The sequence below is a fragment of the Acetobacterium malicum subsp. dehalogenans DSM 11527 genome (assembly GCF_000472665.1).
GTDB classification, from domain to species: domain Bacteria; phylum Bacillota; class Clostridia; order Eubacteriales; family Eubacteriaceae; genus Acetobacterium; species Acetobacterium malicum.
Genome location: NZ_AXAC01000019.1, coordinates 26,342 through 44,633, shown reverse-complemented (window position 1 = coordinate 44,633; position 18,292 = coordinate 26,342). Strand labels below are relative to the sequence as shown.

The window sequence follows — 18,292 nt, the reverse complement described above, 5'->3', positions numbered from 1 at the left end:
CTATACGTATCTTCCCACAAAAAGCTTGCTCAGTGATCGACCAAAATGAACGTAGTCAATAGCCCGACCAAAAAGAGTTCCGGTGGACAGAATTTTTATTTTTTCGATTTGTTTTTCCTTGGGAATAATCAGAGTGTTGAGGGTTACCAGTTCCTCAATGGCGGAATCCTGAATCCGTTGGATCGCTGGTCCAGAAAATACCCCATGGCTACAGGCCGCAAATACCGAATTGGCACCAAGTTCAATCAGGGCATTAGCCCCGGAGGTTATGGTTCCGGCGGTATCAATCATATCATCGATCATAATACAGTTTTTTCCTTTAACATCCCCAATAACATTCATAACCGCTGTTTCATTGGGACGGGGCCGTTCCTTATCGATGATCGCAAACGGACAATTCAGGCTTCTGGCCAGCTTTCGTGAACGCTTGACGCTGCCCACATCTGGAGAAACCACGACCATATTTTCGAGTTTTTTGTCTTTATAGTATTCTGTAATCAGGGCGCTGCCTGATAAATGATCAAGGGGAATGTCAAAGAAACCCTGAATCTGGTTGGAGTGGAGATCCATGGTGATAACCCGATCGGCACCGGCGGTGGTTAACAGATTTGCTACCAGTTTGGCGGTGATGGGATCCCGGGATTTGGCCTTGCGATCCTGTCTGGCATAGCCATAATAAGGGATCACGGCATTAATTCGTCCGGCCGACGCACGTTTCATGGAATCGATGAGAATCAGTAATTCCATTAAATTTTCATTCACCGGAGTTCCGGTGGACTGAATAACAAAAACATCTGCACCACGAACCGATTCAAAGACGTTCACGCCGATTTCCCCGTCACTAAAGGAGACCACCTCAGCGTTACACAGCTGGACTTCTAAATATTCGGCAATTTCCTGTGCCAAAGCAATATTCGAGTTCCCAGCAATAATCTTAATTCCACTATACTTACCATCCATGCGTTTTATACCTCTTCTTAATCTTCTCTATTTTCTATTTTTTGTTAATGATGTGATGTGTTACTTTTTTAAATAACCGACCTTATTGACCTGTCTGGCTCTGGCAATCGCCAGACTATCTTCCGGGACATCGTCAGTGATGGTCGAGCCGGCGGCGATGTACGCCCCTTCCTTAACGGTTACCGGGGCAATCAGATTGGTGTTACACCCGACAAAAGCATTTTTTTCGACAATCGTCCGGTATTTATTCTTACCATCGTAATTTACAAAAACCGTGCCACAGCCAAGATTGACATTTTCGCCGACATCGCCATCGCCAATATAGGTCAGATGCGAGGCTTTGGCGCCGTCGCCCATGGTAGAGTTCTTAACTTCCACAAAATCGCCAACTTTACAATGCTTGCCGATCTGGCTCCCCGGGCGGATATAAGCGTAAGGCCCGACGGTGGTGAAATCGTCAACACTGCTATCCAGAATTGTGGAACTCTGGATAGTAACATTATTCCCAATTTTTGTGTCAACTAACCGGCTATTTGCGCCAATGACACAATCTTTTCCAATCTCGGTCGCACCTTCCAGAATAACCCCGGGATAGAGAACCGTATCCTGGCCAACCTGAACCCGGGCGCCAACATAGGTTGTGGCCGGATCGATGATGGTCACACCGGCATCCATCAGTTTATGGTTAATCCGTTTTCGCATCACTGCTTCCGCTTCGGCCAGCTGCACCCGGGAATTGATGGCCTGGATGTCTTCCGGATCCGGGGTCACATAGGTGCCGGCGGTTTTCCCCATTTTTCGCAGAATCTCGATGACATCGGTGAGATAATATTCACCTTGAACATTATCCGTTTTTAATTCCGCCAGCGCCACAATAAGAGCCTGGGCATCAAAACAATACATCCCGGAATTAATCTCTTTGATTTGTTTTTCAGCCGCAGCGGCATCTTTTTCTTCCACAATTTTAAGCAGCTCACCGCTTCTGTTTTTAATCATCCGGCCATAGCCGGTGGGTTCTTCAAATTCGGCCGTTAAAACCGTTGCGGCATAACCGCCGGTTTCATGAGCCATAATCAGGCCGGTCAACGTTTCTGGTCGGATCAGTGGGGCATCGCCGACCAGCACAATCAGATTTCCCTGGAGTGCTTCAAAAAAGGGCAACGCCTGCAGGACTGCGTGGCCAGTACCCAGCTGTTCTGGCTGAAAATAGGTCGCGATCTGCGGCGACAGGCTTTCCTTGATCAACTCGGCCTGAAACCCCACAACAACGCCGATCTCCGATATTCCCGAAGCCTTACTAACCGCAATCACATAATCCAGAATATTCTCTCCACACACCTGATGGAGTACCTTAGGTTTTTGGGACCGCATTCGGGACCCTTCACCGGCTGCTAATATGATGGTTTTTGAATGGTTCATTTTCATCTCCGCAACTTTATAATTATTATTAACAACAAAAAAAGGGAAGCGCTTCCCCTTTTTCTTTTAACTTTTAAATTTTTTATTCTTCTTCGTAATCTACTTCTAATTCAACTGCTGCTTCTTCTTCATTGGTTACTTGATTATCCTCTTCTATGGCCTTCTCGTAAGCTCGCAGGACACTCTCCTGCATTTCACGACGGGTACCCATGTTAATGGGATGTGCAATATCCTTGAATTCGCCATCCGGCGTTTTTCGACTGGGCATCGCAATAAAAAATCCGCTTTGACCCTCAATTACCTTAATATCATGAACAACAAATTGATCATCGAAAGTAACTGAGACAATTGCTCTCATTTTTCCCTCTGGATACGTTTTCCGTACTCTTACGTCTGTTATTTCCATCTCGTAAGCCTCCCCTTTGAAATAAAGTCACATGTCTAATTCTAGGTATATACTAACACAAATTCAACTATATTAAAACAAAAACCTTAAATATTTTCCATTCTTATTATTTTCAAAAAGGGTTTAAAAAAAACAAAAAATTTCCTTTGTTTAAGGCGCTGTTTTATTCTTTCTCATTGTGTTTTTAGACGCCGGGCTTATTTCAGTTTTCAGCTTCCGAATGGAGCGAAACCCGCAATCCAGCTTCCAGGTTTTCATCATCCATCCAGATCAGCGGGGTGAAATTTTCAACCAGTTTTTCCGCCGGGGATCGGGTCACAAAAATAACGCAGATTCCCATCACCTCGGCACCAACCTCTTCCATCAGATTCGTCATGCCTTTAGCGGTTCCCCCGCCCTTCATAAAATCATCAATTACCAGGACTTTTTTGTCTTTCAGATCAATCCGTCGGCTCAGGTACATGGTTTTAATTTTATTGGACGAACCGGAAATATAATTGACACTGGTGGTTGCCCCTTCAGTTACCCGGTTGGAACGTCGGATCAACCCCATCGGCACATTTAAATAGTGAGCTGTTTCCATGGCCACAGGGATTCCCTTGGTTTCGGTGGTGACAACATATTCAATCCCCATTTCACCATATTTTGACGCAATAATCCGGCCAATATTTTTAGAATACCGGGGATTCGAGAGGATATCGCTGTAATAGACAAAACCGCCTTGAATTTTTCGGGCCGGCGACTGGAGCTGGTCGGCAATTTCTTTGAGGATGCTTATTTCTTCTGCGCTGGTCACCTGGGGATGATAGACCACCCCCCCGGATGCCCCGGAAAAGGTTTCGACATAGCCGGTACCGGTCAGTTCAATGGCATTTTTGACAATCGCCACATCTTCGCAGACACTTGATTTTCCAGCTTCCAGTAGATCGGTAAAATAATTATAGCTGAAAACCTCGTTGGGATGGTCTGACAATATTTTTGTGATCACACTGATTCTTTCATTCTTTTTCATTTTCCACCTGTGAAGGATTTGATTAAAATCCGAACATTATTCTCAATATCTATAATATTATTCATATTTCAATGAAAGTGCAAGTTTTTTTTAATCTTTACTCAGCGGAAAGACCTGTGTTATAATTCGGTTTAAAGTGTTTTTCCCGATTTTGAATGGTATTTTGATTATTTCATGCATATTCTTAACCAACAAATAAACACTTTCAGTTGAATCATTAAGAAATAATTAAGATTTTATTACCGAATTAAAGGAGCTGATTATTTGAAAGCACAACTAGAAAACAAATTCAACCGACCCATCAATAAATTATTCTTCATTGGAATTGGCGGAAGCAGCATGAGTGGCCTGGCTACGATGTCTCTATCCCAAGGTTTTTCCATTGAAGGTTCTGATATGATTGCTTCATCTTACACTGAAAAACTGGAATGTCTGGGTATCAAGGTCCATATCGGCCACAACTACGAAAACATCCCCGCTGACACGGATTGTGTTGTTTATTCTGCTGCCATTCATGACGATAACCCGGATATGGTTAAAGCCACGGATTTGAATCTTCCCAAAATCGAACGTTCGAGTTTTCTGGGTCTTTTTTCCCACATCTTCGATAAAACCATTGCCGTTGCCGGAACTCATGGCAAAACGACAACCTCCTCCATGGTTGCCTGTCTGCTCCAGCACGCCGAAATGCGGCCCAGCCTGAGCATTGGCGGCAAGCTGGATGAATTTGGCGGTAATGCCGTGATTGACGGAAAAGAGTTCTTCGTCGTGGAAGCCTGTGAATATGTGGATAGTTTTCTGACAACTTCCCATTCCATCGGCATCATCACCAATATCGAAGAAGACCATTTGGATTATTTTAAAGGTGGCTTAAAACAGATCAAGGAATCTTTTACCAATTTTGGTAAAATCCTGCCCGCCGATGGCTTGATGATTGCTTATGGTGACTCCCAGGATGTTCTCGATGTGGTAGCTGATTTGGCCTGTCCGGTAACTACCTATGGTTTAGATCAAACCAACGACTGGTATCCTGCCAATATTGTTTATGATAAGGTTGGCAAGCCCAGTTTTGACGTCTATAAAAAGGGGGCACTTTATGGCCATTATCAATTGATTATTCCCGGCCAGCATAATGTCCTCAATGCCCTTTCGGCCATTATCTGCGGCGACTTCCTCAGCATTCCGGTGGAAACCTCGATCACTGGCATGGCAAAATTCAGCGGTGCCAAACGCCGTTTCGAATTCCGGGGCGAAGTCAACGGGATCAACGTTTATGAAGATTATGCCCATCATCCCACCGAGTTAAAGGTGGTCGTGGATGCCTGTCTTAATTATGAACACCATAAACTCTGGGTTGTTTTTCAACCGCATACCTATTCACGGACTTTCTTTTTCTTTGATGATTTTGTCGATGCTTTTGCCAAAGCTGACTACGTCATTCTCAACGATATTTATTCGGATCGGGAAGGTAATGACTGGAATATTTATTCCGAAGATCTGCAAAAAGCCATCGAAGCAAAATATGGCATCCCCACAGTTACCATTTCAGCCTTTACGGATATTGTCAATTATCTGACTGACCATTTATGCCCGAATGATCTGGTGCTTGTGGCTGGTTCGCAAACCATCAATCATGTTGCGTTCGATTTGGTGGATAAGTTAAAAGAGATTCATAAATCTTGACATTTTTTCCCAACAGGAGTATTCTAAAGACAGAAATAATTTTACTTTAGGAGGCTTATATGGAACAGTATAACAATAAGGCCATTGCTTCCCTTGTGTTGGGAATCGTATCCTTGGTTAGCATCGTATGGAGCTACTTCACCATTATTGGTATTATCTGTGCTATAGTAGGTTTGATTTTTGCCATCCAGATTCGCAAAGCCGGCGAACTGGAAGGATTTAAACCAAACAGTATGGCGACTGCCGGTTTGGTCCTTAATATCATTGGTCTTGCCCTATGTGCAATTGTTCTGATCGCTTGTGTGGCCTGTGTCGGACTATTGGGCACAGCAGCGATGTTCAGTTGATTCAAGTGTATTAAAATAGACGATTCCCATCGTCTATTTTTTTTACCCGAAGTCCTCAAACCGTCAACTTTTTAAGCGACCACCGTCAATGACCTGTTTAAAGCCACTCTTCAACTATTATTCTAAAAGGAGTCTTATGTATCCAGTTATTCATTTTTTTAATTATTCGATCCCGACCTTTGGTGTTTTATTTTTACTGGGAACTGGAGCCGCTTTTTTATTAGGCGTTCAAACTGCCCGAAAATACAGCATTTCCACCATGGACGCCATGTTTTTCGGACTCTTTGGTATCATCGGCGGCATCAGTGGTGCTAAACTGCTGTATATTATTGTCGATTTGCCCAATCTGATCGCCAGCCCCGAAACCGCCCTGATTCGCTTGGCTACCGGCGGCGCGGTTTTCTATGGCGGCCTGATCGGCGGGATTTTGGGGGGATATTTTTACACTCATATTTATCACCTCGATTCAATCCAATTTTTCGACATCGCAGTCCCTTGCTTAGCCCTGGCCCAGGCCTTTGGGCGGATTGGTTGTTTTTTCAACGGCTGCTGCTATGGGATTCCTTATGAGGGGCCCGGCGCTGTTCATTATCCGGTTGGTGCCTATCCGCCATCCGGGATTGGTTTGTTTCCGGCGCAGTTATCTGAATCGGCCTTTCTTTTTGGACTCACCCTGCTTCTGATGGCCGTGTTGTGGAGAAGCGACACGCCTGGTTTTACCACCGGGCTCTATTTAATCACCTCTGGTCTCTTTCGCTTTATCAATGAATTTTTTCGCGCCGATCCCCGCGGCGCGATCGGATTTCTCTCCACATCCCAATTCATCAGCCTGCTGATCATTGGTTTGGGGATTCTGTTTATCCTGAAAATCCCTCAACAGCTTTATGAAAAACACTTGAAACAATAGTTATTTAGATGACTTTAGGGTATAATTAGGGTATTAGATTTTTTAGGAGGTTTTTGTTATGAATATGTATGATGATTATCTGGGAGATATTTCTTCCCAGCCTGACAGTATTATGGCGATTATGCCGGTGATTATGTCAGTTCTTGGCATTATTTTAGTCGTTAGTCTTATTATCGGCCTGATTTGTTATGTTTTTAATTCCCTTGGTCTTTACACCATGGCCAAAAACCGAAATATTGATAACCCCTGGCTAGCCTGGGTTCCCCTGGCCAGTAATTATCTGATGGGTGAACTGATCAACGATGATGTTTCCATCAGCACCTGGCATATTCCCTATGCCAAGCTCTTTCTGCCTCTGATCGGTCTGGCCTTATCCATTGTCATGATGATTCTTAGCTTCATTCCCTATCTAGGCGCCTTTATGGGAATTTTGTTATCTTTGGCGCTGAGCTTCTACTATTATGCCGCTCAATTCTGGCTCTACAGTATTTATGATAAAGATCACCGAGTGCTTTATCTGGTTCTCAGCATTATTTTTCCTTTCCTGGGCCCAATTTTTGTCTTTATTATCCGCAATCGCGATGCTTACGATGAACGTCACCCAGAAGGAGTCATTACTGAAGCTTACGATTCCAAATCAATTCTGGCGCTGTCATTGGGGATCTTCTCAATTGTCAGCTTTATCACCTTAATCGGTAGCGGTTTGCTGACCGGTGCGGTGGGTCTTATTTTTGGGATGATTGCCATGAAGGAACGAAAACTTCAGGGTCTGCCCACCGGTATGGCCATGGCAGGTCTGATTTGTTCCATCATCGGGATGGCCTTTACGGTGCTGATGATCTTTGCCTGCGTAGCCTGCGTCGGATTAGGCGGTATGGGAATGCTTGGTGGTCTGATGAATGGCATGTATTACTAATTTGTTTCGAAAGACTCTTTAAAACATTTCTTAAAACAGAGAGGTGAACATTAAATGTCACAGCAACAGTATGGCCTGGTCCTCAGTGGCGGCGGTGCCAAAGGTGCCTTTGAAATGGGCGTTTGGAAGGCCCTCCGAGAATGTGATTACTCCCTGGGGGCCGTTATCGGAACCTCGGTCGGAGCGCTGAACGCCGCCATGATTGCCCAGGACGATTATGAAATTGCCCTGGAATTCTGGTCCAATCTGACCATTAACCAGGTTCTTGATTTAAATAAAAAAATGACCAACACCTATGTAGAGCAGTGGTCAAAAGAGAGCTTTGATGTTTTCAGAAATGGTTTTATAACGGCTCTTTTTTCAGACGGTTTGGATATTTCGCCGCTGCGCTACAATCTAACCCAGTTGGTCTCTGAAGAAGCCATCCGGAATTCATCGATTCGATTCGGATTGGTAACGGTTGATATCACCAGCCTGAAACCGCGTCAGCTGATGATTGAAAATATCCCTGAAGGCCAGTTGATTGACTATTTACTGGCCAGTGCCGCCTTACCCATTTTCCAGAAACAGGAAATCGATGGTAAAACCTATCTCGATGGCGGTTTTTTTGATAATGTCCCAATAAATTTTATGCTCGAACAGAATTTTAATCAGATTATTTCAGTGGAATTTCCTGCTCCCGGAATGCGAAAATGGGTACGGGATAAAAATGCCGAAATCATTACTATCAATAATTCCGAGTATCTTGGGGGGATCATGAATTTCGATTCCCGACAAATCGAACAGAATATTCAGTTGGGTTATCTGGATGCCCTAAAGGTATTTGGAGTCCTGGATGGCAAACATTTTTATCTGAGCACCCATAAAAGCAATACCTTTTTCAGGAAATTTATCAATACCTTGGGGATGCCGCTATCAAATCAGAAACAATTGCAAAAAATGCTGACACTACTCAATCTACCGGCCGATGCCACTCAAAGCGATATATTAAGTTCGCTTGAAAATCTGTTAAGGAAAACAGCTTTTAAAAACCAGCCCCTTGGCCTTTCAATGCTGGAAATTACGGGGAAAAGTATGGGTGTGTTCCGCTTGGAAAACTATTCCATTGATTTCTTCATTCAGGCCATTCTCAAAGAGCTGAATCGGCTTTTGGATGAAAACCTCACCCTCTTGGACAATCCTAAAATCATTGGAACCTTTTTAACCCCATCCAATAACAATTTCCTGCGGTATAATTTTATCACCTTTTACATCGTATTTTTGAGTATCCGGAGCGATCTCAGTCCTGAGCGGATGTCAACTTTTTTGAGCAAATTTTCACCAGATATCGCCCTTGCGATGATTACTATTTTTTATATTCATGAAATAATAAACCATTAAAAAAAGAGCTTTCGCTCTTTTTTTAATGGTTTAACGGCCACAGCACTTTTTGAATTTTTTGCCGGATCCGCATGGACATGGATCATTTCGGCCTACCTTCACTTCATTCACAACGGTTTTAGATCGCTTGTAATCTTTTTCCAACTCAATCCGTTCGTCTTCAGTGAAAAAATTATCCCATTCATCCAGGGTATAAAGCCATTCCGCCGGAACTGCCAGCATATTTTTATAAAGCTTGGCAAAATCGATTTCCAGCTTGATTTCGGAATCCAGTTCAATCATCTCAAGATCAATGGGTGCCATCAGACTATCACTGATACCGTCCAGAAAACCCATGTATTGGGGTGGAACCATATTCGATTCTTTAACCAGATCTTCTACCTTACCCTCTATGATGGTTATTTTCTCACCAAGAATTTTCTGGTATAGAACTTTTTCATCAGCACAGTATTTTTCCCAGAATTCATTTTGCTCTTCCTGGGTGCTGCAATTCTCTTCTATGTAGTTTTTCCACGCATCGTATAAACTCATTCAATTTCTCCTCATAGTAATCTAGTCTTATTATATCCCAAAACCACCGGGAGTTAAACCATTTTCTTACCAACCTCTTAAATTACTTCACCAGTTCAATGGTAATTGGATTAACAAAAGGTGGTTCGCTCATCCCGACCTGGTTTTTTATGCTCAGTTTAATTGTCTGACCTTTCTCTGGCACAAAATCCAGACTGTCAAAACCTTGCATGTTAACCCGAGCCTGATTAAAATTCTCATCATCGAGGACCGTTACCAGTAACTCAGTATCACTGACTTCATCGATGGTTGCCGTAAAGCTGACACTATCGGCCAGTTCATCCGTTTTCGGCTTGGCACTACTGTTACAGCCAACAAACAACCCCATTACCAACATAACCGCGACTGCCAAACTAATTCCTTTTTTCATTTTCTCCTCCTTAAATCTTTTTTTATTAATATGAATATTCTATTTTAACAGCACCAGGCCGGTTTTACTTAAGAATGATTAAATTTAAGTTAAAGCTCCTGTTGATTATAATCGCATTACCGTTTACAATGATTATATGATAAAACCATTAAGAAAGGATTATTGAATTGAAAAATAACAAACCAGACCAGACCGGAATAAAAAATAGCCAGAATCGACCAGATGAGGAATTGGTCTCGGTCTTAATAAAATATCTGAGTCTTGCTTTAATCGGTGCGATTATCTTAAATACCACCCTGAATCTCATTCTGTTGCCGATTTTTAATAACAACCTATTTTTGAGTGTTCTATTCATAATTATACCCAATTTATTGGTTTTTATTATGATCTCCCATTTAATTCGCCAGAAATTAAGCTATCTCAAAACGCTTCAAAAAGGATCCGAACATATCGCCGCTGAAAACTTTGAATCTTATATCCCTCTTCAGGGCCATAACGAACTCACCGATATTGCCAATAACATCAATCTGATTCATGATTTATATGAGGTTAAGAATAAGGCCGAATCCCTTGCCAAGATGGAAAATCATCACATTATTACCTCTGTTTCCAATGAAATTCATGCTCCGTTATCAGGTATCATCGGTTACCTTGAACGCATTCAGAACCCTGATGAACATGATTTTTCAAAAAAAGAAGCTTACCTGAAGATCTCCCTGAAAAAAGCTTACCAGGTTATCGGTTTTATTGACGATCTTTTTGAACATGCCTTTACCGATAACGGCAAAGGATACTACCAGTTTAAAGTTTATAGCGGAAAACCCCTGATTCATCAGCTACTGAATTCTTCCACCCAGACTTTAAAAGAAGCCGGATATGATGTTGTTCAGGAAAACTGCATCGAACGGGATTTCTCCCTGTGGGTTGATCTGGAGCAGCTGCAACGGATTTTTGACTATCTGACGGCCAATATTATTAAGTACGCCGACCCTGACAAGCCTATCGATTTTGGTCTGATCCTCAATAAAAACGAACTCTGTATTATTCTTCGTAATAAAACGATTAATAACCCGGATGGCGCCGGAAAAAAGGTCATCGACGCTGAAGGTTCCAGCCTCGACTCCTGCCGAAAAATCATCACCCGCCATCAGGGTCGCATCGACTACTATCAGTTGAACCAGCTATTCAAGGTCGAACTGATTCTGCCCATTCATCAGTAGCCCTCATACTATTTAAGACTCCAGTCCGGAGTCTTTTTTATTGTCAAAAATTCTTAAGAATTTGAGTAACCTGATCTTCATAATTAAAGCTTATACTTAAACCATCTTGATAAATAAATGCATGTTGGCGATTGGCGAAACTGCTGCGGGCGTCGTTGCCGATTTGCACAAAACAATAAGTAAAATTAAATAAAGTGCTTGACAATCACCGCAACTCGTATTATTGTATTAATTACTTAATACAATAATACGAGTTGCGACATCAAGTAACTAGTTTTTTAAATCCAAAAACAAAAAGAGTAAAGAGGAGAAGTTATGAAGAAAAAAGGAATTATTTTATGTGTTGTGATTGGGGTAGCCCTATTGGTTGGCGGGGGTGCCTATGTTTATGCCAATTCCCAGCCTACTCCGGCGGTCGCAGTTAAAACCGCTCCACTTTCAAAGTCAACCCTGCAAAACACAATTTCGGCCACCGGTGTGATTGAAAGCTACAACAAGGTCAAAATCAGCGATACCAGCAATGATAAAATTGAAAAAATTTATGTTTCGGTTGGTCAATGGGTAGCCAAAGACGATTGGTTATGTCAACTCTACAATAAAGCCGATGACAGCTACAGCTATGTCAAGGCCACCACCAACGGAACCATCACCGCGATGAATGCCGTCAAAGGAAACCCCGCCAATGGCGAGCTTTTTACCATTGAGGACACCAACGATCTTAAAGTCCGGGGCAAGGTTAAAGAAGCTGATTTGAATCATATCCATGAAAATATGCCAGTGCTGGTAAAATCCGATGCTACCGGTGATAAGGTATTCCCGGGGAACCTGACTAAAATCGCCCCGACAGCCATCAAAAGCGAAGCTACCACGGCGAGCGCCGCTGCCACCAAGGCCGAATTTGAGGTTGAAATTGATCTCCCCACCGATACCACCGGGTTAAAAATCGGAATGACCACCCGCCTGAGTATTGTCAGTGAAGAACGGGCCGATGTTTTCTGTGTTCCCTTCGAGGCTCTGGTGATGGATGATTCCGGTCAATCCTGCATATATGTGGCCAAAGAAAATCCCGTCGAACAGGGCTCTTTCACGGTCGAATCGATTCCGGTAACTACGGGTCTGGAAACCGATTCGCTGATTGAAATCTCCGGTGATCAGCTCAGTGAGGGTCTGGTAATTATTTCTCAACCGCAAACTGTTCAACCGGGAATGGTCGTTTCTGTGGAAGCCGGGGCATAAATGATGAGAAATAAAATTATCGAAATGCGGGGGATCGTCAAATCCTATTATTTGGGAACCCCCAACGAGCTGGAAATTCTCCACGGTATCGATCTGGACGTTTACGAAGGCGAATTCTTATCGATTGTCGGCGCATCTGGTTCCGGTAAATCCACCCTGATGAATATTCTTGGGGCCCTGGACCGCCCAACTAAAGGACACTATTATCTGGATCATCTGCCGATGGAAAACGTCCGGGACGATGGCTTATCGCAAATCCGCAACAAAAAAATCGGCTTTGTCTTTCAAACCTTTAACCTGATTCCCCGTTCCACGGCCTTAAAAAACGTCGCTCTGCCGATGCTATACGGCGGGGTCCCCCGCAGCGAACGGTCCCGACGGGCCGCTGAATTGCTCCAATTAGTCGAGATGAGCGGTCGTTCCCATCACCGCCCCAATGAATTATCCGGCGGACAAAAACAGCGGGTAGCCATTGCCCGCGCGATGGCCAACGATCCCGCCATCATTCTGGCTGATGAACCCACCGGTGCCCTGGACACCCATACCGGCCGCCTGGTGATGGATATCTTTCACCGGCTCCATCAGGAACAGGGCAAAACCATTATTCTGATTACCCATAATGCCGAACTGGCCGAAGAAACCGAACGAACCATCCGGCTTCGGGATGGTTCGATTGTCGATAACCGCATGAACGGTCATTATCAATTGGAGGCCTGCCATGAATCTGTTTGAAAATGTCCGGCTGGCCCTGGAGGGCTTGCGGGCCAATAAAATGCGGGCCCTGTTAACGATGCTGGGAATCATCATCGGGATTGCTTCGGTGATGGCCATCTCTACCCTCGGTTCTGCCATGACCGGCTCAGTTACCAAAACTATGGATAAAATCGGTGGCAAAAACATTATGGTTTCGCTGTCGCCTAAAAATTATGATACCCAGTCGACCCTTCAGGAAGAAGATCTGATTACCCAGGATGAACTTGATGCGTTTAGAAGCACCTATGCTGATCAGATCAAGGCCATCAGCTTTTCTACCGGGATGGGCTCAGGCCAGCTGAACAGCGGCTTCATTCATAAAGATGTCAGCATCACCGGCGCCAGCCCCGATTATGGTCTGGTCAACAATATCAACCTGGTTCAGGGCCGCTTTATCAGTGACCGCGATATGGATGGAACCCGAAATGTCATCATCATCGATACCACCCTGAGAAACAATCTGGTCGGTGTTGACGGTGATGTGATCGGTAAAGAAATCCAGGTCGATACCAAATCTACCAATGAGACTTACACCGTTATCGGCGTCTACGAAAAACTGGTGATCGATAACCCCTTATTCTATATGGGTGATGATACCCGGATCGAGTGCTTTATTCCCATCACCACTGCCAAATCCCTGAATCCGGATACGACCAATCTGAATGGCTATGAGAACTTTACCATCATGGCCACTTCCAATACCGACTCAGCTGCCTTCGCGCTAACCACCAAGGAGTATTTTGTTAAGGGGTTGGGGGCATTATCGGACTTCACCATTCAGGCTGAAAGTCTGGAAGCGATGGCCAGTGAGGCCACCGGTATGCTCGCTACCTTATCCCTGGGAATCTCGGTTATTGCCGGAATTTCGTTGCTAGTCGGCGGGATTGGCGTGATGAACATTATGCTGGTGTCGGTCACCGAACGAACCAAGGAAATCGGCATCCGCAAAGCGTTAGGGGCTCGTAATTCGGCGATCCGCAGTCAGTTTATCATTGAGGCCATCATTATCTGCCTGATCGGCGGAATCATTGGTGTCGGTCTAGGCTCGGCCCTGGGAATAATGGGCAGTACGCTGATGAAATTTCCCACCAGTCCGCCATTTTTACCAATGATCATTGCCCTCTGCTTCTCGATGGCGATCGGTGTCTTCTTTGGCTTTTATCCCGCCAATAAAGCTGCCAAGCTGGATCCGATTGATGCGCTGCGGTATGAGTAGGCGCACTCCTTCACCGGCATTAAATATTTTTCAAAATTATGTCTGAAAATTTAAAAGCTTCATCCAAAGCTCGGTTTAGAGTGATGGATGAAGCTTTTATCAATTAAGGAGCCAGGCTACTAAAGCAATAGCGTCTGCCATCTATTGTGGTCTCCATTCGATGGCATCCTGTAAACCGGCTTTGGCGGCTTTGTTTATCCAGCGTCGGCCTTCTACCCGATTCGGTTGTGTGCCGATGCCACCAAACAACAGTCGGCCGACACCAAACATCCCGCACTTGTCACCCAATTCTGCCGACTTCTGATACCAGGTAAACGCCTGTTTTTCATCCTTTTCCACGCCATACCCGTTTTCATAGGCGTCACCAATATTGTGCATAGCGGTGGCATGGCCTTGAGCTGCGGCTTGGGTAAACAGCTTAAATGCCGTTTTGTCATTTTGCTTGACACCGCGCCCGTGGTGGTAGTAAAAGCCCAGTTTAAGCTGGGCGTCACTGTGGCCCTGCCGGGCTGCTTTTTCAAACCAGCGGGCCGCCTTTTTAAGATCAGGCGGTGTGAGATCATAGCCATAAATATAACCCAGCATATACTGGCTGTGGCACGAACCTTTTTTCGCCGCCGCGTGATAGCACTGCAGCGCTTTTTGCCTGTTTTGTTGAGTACCACAGCCCCAGTAATGGCAGTAAGCCGCCCATTCCCATCCGAGGCTATTATCCGCCAGCGCTGCCTGGCTAAAATACTGAAAAGCCTTTTCCTGATCCGGTGGTATCGTACCTACGCCGTGTAAATGCATGGTGCCCAGTCGTACGAGCGCATCAGTCTGCCCTAATTTTGCCGATTTTTCAAAATAGCTGACCGCTTTCTCATAATTAAATAATGTTTCATCATAACCGTAAATCATGCCCATCATGTAATAACTGTTATAAAGACCCTGCTCGGCCGCTTTTTCATACCACCCCAAGGCTTCTTGCCTGTTTTGCGGCGCCCCTTTGCCCTCATACAAACAGTAACCCACTAATTCCCAACCGCTGGGGACATCTTTCTCGGCGGCCTGGCGATAATACCGAAAAGCCTTTTCCTGATCCGGTGCCATGTCCCCCGCACCGTCAAAGTACAAATTACCGAGTTCAACCAGCGCCTCATCATCTCCCGCCGCAGCCGCCAGCTCCAGGCATTTTACGGCTAAGTCCGGGTCTATCTCTGTTTTTTCAGACTTGTACAATGCGATGCCCAGACCCGTAATTAATTTCGCATCGCTATGTTGGGCCGCCAGCGATAAATAATGAAGCGCTTTATCAGCATTTTTGGGCATACTTTTTCCTTTGATCAAGCATTCAGCCAATGTAAACTGTGCGCTACCAATCCCCTTGTCAGCAAGCGCTGTGAGAATTGACAGGCCTTTTTCGCTGTCCTCCGGAGTGCCATGACCTTCTAGATATCTTAGTGCGACACTAATAAGTGGATCGTATTCGCCATACTCGACCGCCTTTTTCGCCCAGACTTCATTGCGATCAATACCATAGTCACTTCTCTGTGCGAGCTCAAAAACAGCAGCCCGCCATCCTTTTTTTGCTGCCTTTTCGATCCAGCTGATGGCTTTCTCATGATCGATCGCCACACCAAGACCGGATCTGTGTAGCCATCCCAGCAGGTATTCAGCATAGCCTTCTTGCACTGCCATCCAGCGCTCGTCTTCATCGAAGCATTCCGCTGGATCAGGAAAGTCCACAGACCGCGACCCATCATTTCCATCAGCGTCTTCTTTTTGCACCGCCAATGTAAGCAAACGATAAGCCTCGCCATAATCCGTCATCACATCGTCCTCAGCAAGATACAACGTTGCGGCGGCAGTTTGGGCGGGTGCGTAGCCATGGTCTGAAGCACGAAGGTACCATAAAAGCGCCTTTTCTTTGTCCTTATCAACACCAAGCGCATGCTCATAGAGAGCCCCGAGCAGGTATTCTGCCTGTGGGTTGGCGCTCCTGACGGCAACTTCAAGCTCCTGTCGCGCATCATCGTATTGGTGTATTAAAAGATCGTCTTTTGCGAGCTCAAGATAGGCTTCACTTTCAATGGTGAGTTCGATTTCGCCTGAGGGCAGGTGATTCCAATTTTTCATTGCTTCGTTCCTTTGGTATTCTGATGGAATAAAATTATTTCTTTATGATACGACCTTGCTCGGCCGCACTGCCTGGCACCGGGACTTCATATTCTCACTATCAACCTCACTGTTTTTCTTTTACACTGCGGATGAGGGCAACCAAATTCTGAGCAGGTCTTTCAAAGCCCAAAGGAACCAGCACCAGCACCCGATCGCAATGTTCCACTTTACCACCATAACGCAACCGTGAGATGCTCCGGTAGAGAACCTCCACATAATGGCGATCGTCTTTTGTGACCAAACTGGCATCAATGGCTTTTAAGTCTTCCCGTTCATTAAAAACAGGCATCATATTTCCCCATTTTAGAAAATTTCGACCGACGATAGTTATACAGGGAACTTTCAAAATGATTCGTCTTAAATAAAAAAAGTAAACAAATCGGATAATAAAAGGAAATGAGACCGGTAAGAGCAACCAAAACCACTGCCACAAAGGTATTTCTGGAAACTGAGCATGGAGTACCACCAAAAATATACCCCCCGTCATTCCAAGGCAACCTGCTGCGAATGGTGCAATCCACCGGCTACGTTTCTTCTGCCAGTCAAGAATAGTTGCCGCCACCAGTTTAGTCTCATCTGGGGAATAATTAAACCTTGTCAGAACTTGATCATGATCAAAACGCCCCATGTTTTTATCCCTGATATAAAGTGCCGGAAGTAATAGATAATAAAATAGTCCTAAACCGATTCCCAGACCCCAGACCAGCTCAATCTCCATAAAAAAACCGATGCCAATCGCCGTTGCAGCTGCCAGGGTCATCATTGCCGTAATCCATTTTAAATGTATCCTCATCATTTTCACCCAAAGACCTTTTAATTTTGTTCATTATAACATGAATTTTACGTTAAGTGGCGCCAGCTATCGGCGGTTAGAATGCTCTCCCGAATCTCCCTGGCCTCATTTGATTTACAAAATATACAGCGAAAAATGGGGGGTTCCATACATTTTATACAACGATGTTGCGCGGTGTCTGCACACTGTGAATTCCCGCTTCACTATCATTTCTTTTTTCGTTTCATGCAGCGAATCCGTACCTTCATCTCCGGATTGACCTGTCGCGATTCAGTGATTTTCTGCAAGGCTTTATTGTAGGTAAAATCGTCCAGATCATTGGCCTTCAGATAAATCATCGTCATTTCCGGAAAAACCGTAAAGCAGCTGGTGATCGCCCAGGCTACGGCCATTTTCACGTAGTAGTTGTCACAGTCAATGGCATTAAAGTTCCGAAACATCGGTTCCAGATAACGATCTTCAACAAAATAAGTAATAAACATCACCACCCCGAAGCGGATCTCATAAACTTCATCGGACTGAAGGTATGGCTGTAAAAACAGCCATACCTCCTCTTGATGTTTTTTTGTGAACTTCAGTCCAGTACAGAAACTGTCACAGACTGACCAGTTGTCAATCTTGGGGAGATAGGCTTTAATCAGCGCCAGGCGTTCAGCCAGTTCCACGTCAATATAACCAATCACCATTCCCTGGAGCAGGGTTTCCTCAAAGCTATCATCCCGGGCTGTTTCCAGATAGCGCCGCCAGTCCGCTTTGGCCATTCTTTTGGCGATCTTCCGCAGCGCCGGCAGGCGTACCCCTAAGATCGTATCGGTTCCCGGTGTCAGACTGCTGGAAAATTTCCGGTATTTTTCATCGGCTAAAGCCAACAGCTCGTCTTTTAAATCATTTTGATTCATTGTGTTTTCTCCCCGTTATTTCAGACAAAACAAAAGCCCTTTGCG

General features: G+C 44.7%; 18 protein-coding genes. 9 read left to right on the top strand and 9 right to left on the bottom strand.

The window, feature by feature from the left end; genetic code table 11:
* The 4 genes from A3KS_RS0109035 to purR form a co-directional block, all read right to left on the bottom strand.
* Positions 1-960: a ribose-phosphate diphosphokinase gene (locus A3KS_RS0109035; protein ID WP_026394663.1), complete on the bottom strand. Its 960-nt coding sequence runs from the start codon at positions 958-960 to the stop codon at positions 1-3.
* A 60-nt stretch (positions 961-1,020) separates the two neighbouring features.
* Positions 1,021-2,379 (bottom strand): bifunctional UDP-N-acetylglucosamine diphosphorylase/glucosamine-1-phosphate N-acetyltransferase GlmU, encoded by a 1,359-nt coding sequence (gene glmU / locus A3KS_RS0109030; RefSeq protein ID WP_026394662.1) that lies wholly within the window; start codon positions 2,377-2,379, stop codon positions 1,021-1,023.
* Between the two features lie 82 nt (positions 2,380-2,461).
* Positions 2,462-2,785, bottom strand: coding sequence for a septation regulator SpoVG (gene spoVG / locus A3KS_RS0109025; protein ID WP_026394661.1), 324 nt, complete (start codon positions 2,783-2,785; stop codon positions 2,462-2,464).
* A 202-nt stretch (positions 2,786-2,987) separates the two neighbouring features.
* Positions 2,988-3,797: a pur operon repressor gene (purR, locus tag A3KS_RS0109020; RefSeq protein ID WP_026394660.1), complete on the bottom strand. Its 810-nt coding sequence runs from the start codon at positions 3,795-3,797 to the stop codon at positions 2,988-2,990.
* A gap of 264 nt (positions 3,798-4,061) precedes the next feature.
* On the opposite strand from purR, the gene murC reads away from it, so the two are divergent.
* The 5 genes from murC to A3KS_RS0108995 all read left to right on the top strand — a co-directional run bounded on the left by murC (position 4,062) and on the right by A3KS_RS0108995 (position 9,030).
* Positions 4,062-5,480 carry a UDP-N-acetylmuramate--L-alanine ligase gene (murC, locus tag A3KS_RS0109015; protein ID WP_026394659.1) on the top strand — a complete coding sequence of 473 codons (1,419 nt, stop codon included), beginning with the start codon at positions 4,062-4,064 and terminating at the stop codon, positions 5,478-5,480.
* A 59-nt stretch (positions 5,481-5,539) separates the two neighbouring features.
* Positions 5,540-5,827: a hypothetical protein gene (locus A3KS_RS0109010; RefSeq protein ID WP_026394658.1), complete on the top strand. Its 288-nt coding sequence runs from the start codon at positions 5,540-5,542 to the stop codon at positions 5,825-5,827.
* Positions 5,828-5,963: 136 nt separating this feature from the next.
* Complete coding sequence (locus A3KS_RS0109005; protein WP_026394657.1) at positions 5,964-6,734, top strand: prolipoprotein diacylglyceryl transferase; 771 nt, start codon at positions 5,964-5,966, stop codon at positions 6,732-6,734.
* Between the two features lie 58 nt (positions 6,735-6,792).
* Complete coding sequence (locus A3KS_RS22540) at positions 6,793-7,650, top strand: DUF4190 domain-containing protein (protein WP_051355764.1); 858 nt, start codon at positions 6,793-6,795, stop codon at positions 7,648-7,650.
* Between the two features lie 54 nt (positions 7,651-7,704).
* Positions 7,705-9,030, top strand: coding sequence for a patatin-like phospholipase family protein (locus A3KS_RS0108995; protein WP_026394656.1), 1,326 nt, complete (start codon positions 7,705-7,707; stop codon positions 9,028-9,030).
* 30 nt (positions 9,031-9,060) lie between these two features.
* On the opposite strand, the gene A3KS_RS0108990 is transcribed toward A3KS_RS0108995, so the two are convergent.
* Complete coding sequence (locus tag A3KS_RS0108990; RefSeq protein ID WP_026394655.1) at positions 9,061-9,561, bottom strand: SEC-C metal-binding domain-containing protein; 501 nt, start codon at positions 9,559-9,561, stop codon at positions 9,061-9,063.
* Between the two features lie 82 nt (positions 9,562-9,643).
* On the bottom strand, positions 9,644-9,970 hold the full coding sequence (locus A3KS_RS0108985) for a hypothetical protein (protein WP_026394654.1): 327 nt from the start codon (positions 9,968-9,970) through the stop codon (positions 9,644-9,646).
* A 167-nt stretch (positions 9,971-10,137) separates the two neighbouring features.
* On the opposite strand from A3KS_RS0108985, the gene A3KS_RS0108980 reads away from it, so the two are divergent.
* The 4 genes from A3KS_RS0108980 (at position 10,138) to A3KS_RS0108965 (ending at position 14,395) form a co-directional block, all read left to right on the top strand.
* Complete coding sequence (locus A3KS_RS0108980) at positions 10,138-11,190, top strand: sensor histidine kinase (RefSeq protein WP_026394653.1); 1,053 nt, start codon at positions 10,138-10,140, stop codon at positions 11,188-11,190.
* A 315-nt stretch (positions 11,191-11,505) separates the two neighbouring features.
* The gene (locus A3KS_RS0108975; protein ID WP_026394652.1) at positions 11,506-12,426 is read left to right on the top strand and encodes an efflux RND transporter periplasmic adaptor subunit; all 921 of its coding nucleotides are present in this window, start codon (positions 11,506-11,508) and stop codon (positions 12,424-12,426) included.
* On the top strand, positions 12,427-13,158 hold the full coding sequence (locus A3KS_RS0108970; RefSeq protein WP_026394651.1) for an ABC transporter ATP-binding protein: 732 nt from the start codon (positions 12,427-12,429) through the stop codon (positions 13,156-13,158). It begins immediately after the preceding gene.
* Complete coding sequence (locus tag A3KS_RS0108965; RefSeq protein ID WP_026394650.1) at positions 13,145-14,395, top strand: ABC transporter permease; 1,251 nt, start codon at positions 13,145-13,147, stop codon at positions 14,393-14,395. The genes A3KS_RS0108970 and A3KS_RS0108965 overlap by 14 nt, the downstream gene beginning before the upstream one ends.
* A 141-nt stretch (positions 14,396-14,536) precedes the next feature.
* Here A3KS_RS0108965 and A3KS_RS0108960 read toward each other — a convergent pair whose 3' ends face one another.
* The 3 genes from A3KS_RS0108960 to A3KS_RS0108950 all read right to left on the bottom strand — a co-directional run bounded on the left by A3KS_RS0108960 (position 14,537) and on the right by A3KS_RS0108950 (position 18,247).
* The gene (locus A3KS_RS0108960) at positions 14,537-16,513 is read right to left on the bottom strand and encodes a tetratricopeptide repeat protein (protein ID WP_026394649.1); all 1,977 of its coding nucleotides are present in this window, start codon (positions 16,511-16,513) and stop codon (positions 14,537-14,539) included.
* Positions 16,514-16,619: 106 nt separating this feature from the next.
* Positions 16,620-17,318: a hypothetical protein gene (locus A3KS_RS0108955; RefSeq protein ID WP_026394648.1), complete on the bottom strand. Its 699-nt coding sequence runs from the start codon at positions 17,316-17,318 to the stop codon at positions 16,620-16,622.
* A gap of 236 nt (positions 17,319-17,554) precedes the next feature.
* Entirely contained in the window at positions 17,555-18,247 is a 693-nt protein-coding gene (locus A3KS_RS0108950) for a DNA alkylation repair protein (RefSeq protein WP_026394647.1), read from the bottom strand.
* Between the last annotated feature and the right edge of the window lie 45 nt (positions 18,248-18,292).

What these genes read in the sequence shown, in the direction of transcription:
- A3KS_RS0109035 (WP_026394663.1), bottom strand. Translation starts at nt 960, where the DNA reads ATGGATGGTAAGTATAGTGGAATTAAGATTATTGCTGGGAACTCGAAT.
- A3KS_RS0108990 (WP_026394655.1), bottom strand. Translation starts at nt 9,561, where the DNA reads ATGAGTTTATACGATGCGTGGAAAAACTACATAGAAGAGAATTGCAGC.
- A3KS_RS0108965 (WP_026394650.1), top strand. Translation starts at nt 13,145, where the DNA reads ATGAATCTGTTTGAAAATGTCCGGCTGGCCCTGGAGGGCTTGCGGGCC.
- purR (WP_026394660.1), bottom strand. Translation starts at nt 3,797, where the DNA reads ATGAAAAAGAATGAAAGAATCAGTGTGATCACAAAAATATTGTCAGAC.
- A3KS_RS0108995 (WP_026394656.1), top strand. Translation starts at nt 7,705, where the DNA reads ATGTCACAGCAACAGTATGGCCTGGTCCTCAGTGGCGGCGGTGCCAAA.
- A3KS_RS0108950 (WP_026394647.1), bottom strand. Translation starts at nt 18,247, where the DNA reads ATGAATCAAAATGATTTAAAAGACGAGCTGTTGGCTTTAGCCGATGAA.
- A3KS_RS0108955 (WP_026394648.1), bottom strand. Translation starts at nt 17,318, where the DNA reads ATGATGACCCTGGCAGCTGCAACGGCGATTGGCATCGGTTTTTTTATG.
- spoVG (WP_026394661.1), bottom strand. Translation starts at nt 2,785, where the DNA reads ATGGAAATAACAGACGTAAGAGTACGGAAAACGTATCCAGAGGGAAAA.
- A3KS_RS0109005 (WP_026394657.1), top strand. Translation starts at nt 5,964, where the DNA reads ATGTATCCAGTTATTCATTTTTTTAATTATTCGATCCCGACCTTTGGT.
- A3KS_RS0109010 (WP_026394658.1), top strand. Translation starts at nt 5,540, where the DNA reads ATGGAACAGTATAACAATAAGGCCATTGCTTCCCTTGTGTTGGGAATC.
- A3KS_RS0108970 (WP_026394651.1), top strand. Translation starts at nt 12,427, where the DNA reads ATGATGAGAAATAAAATTATCGAAATGCGGGGGATCGTCAAATCCTAT.
- A3KS_RS0108975 (WP_026394652.1), top strand. Translation starts at nt 11,506, where the DNA reads ATGAAGAAAAAAGGAATTATTTTATGTGTTGTGATTGGGGTAGCCCTA.
- A3KS_RS0108960 (WP_026394649.1), bottom strand. Translation starts at nt 16,513, where the DNA reads ATGAAAAATTGGAATCACCTGCCCTCAGGCGAAATCGAACTCACCATT.
- glmU (WP_026394662.1), bottom strand. Translation starts at nt 2,379, where the DNA reads ATGAACCATTCAAAAACCATCATATTAGCAGCCGGTGAAGGGTCCCGA.
- A3KS_RS0108985 (WP_026394654.1), bottom strand. Translation starts at nt 9,970, where the DNA reads ATGAAAAAAGGAATTAGTTTGGCAGTCGCGGTTATGTTGGTAATGGGG.
- A3KS_RS22540 (WP_051355764.1), top strand. Translation starts at nt 6,793, where the DNA reads ATGAATATGTATGATGATTATCTGGGAGATATTTCTTCCCAGCCTGAC.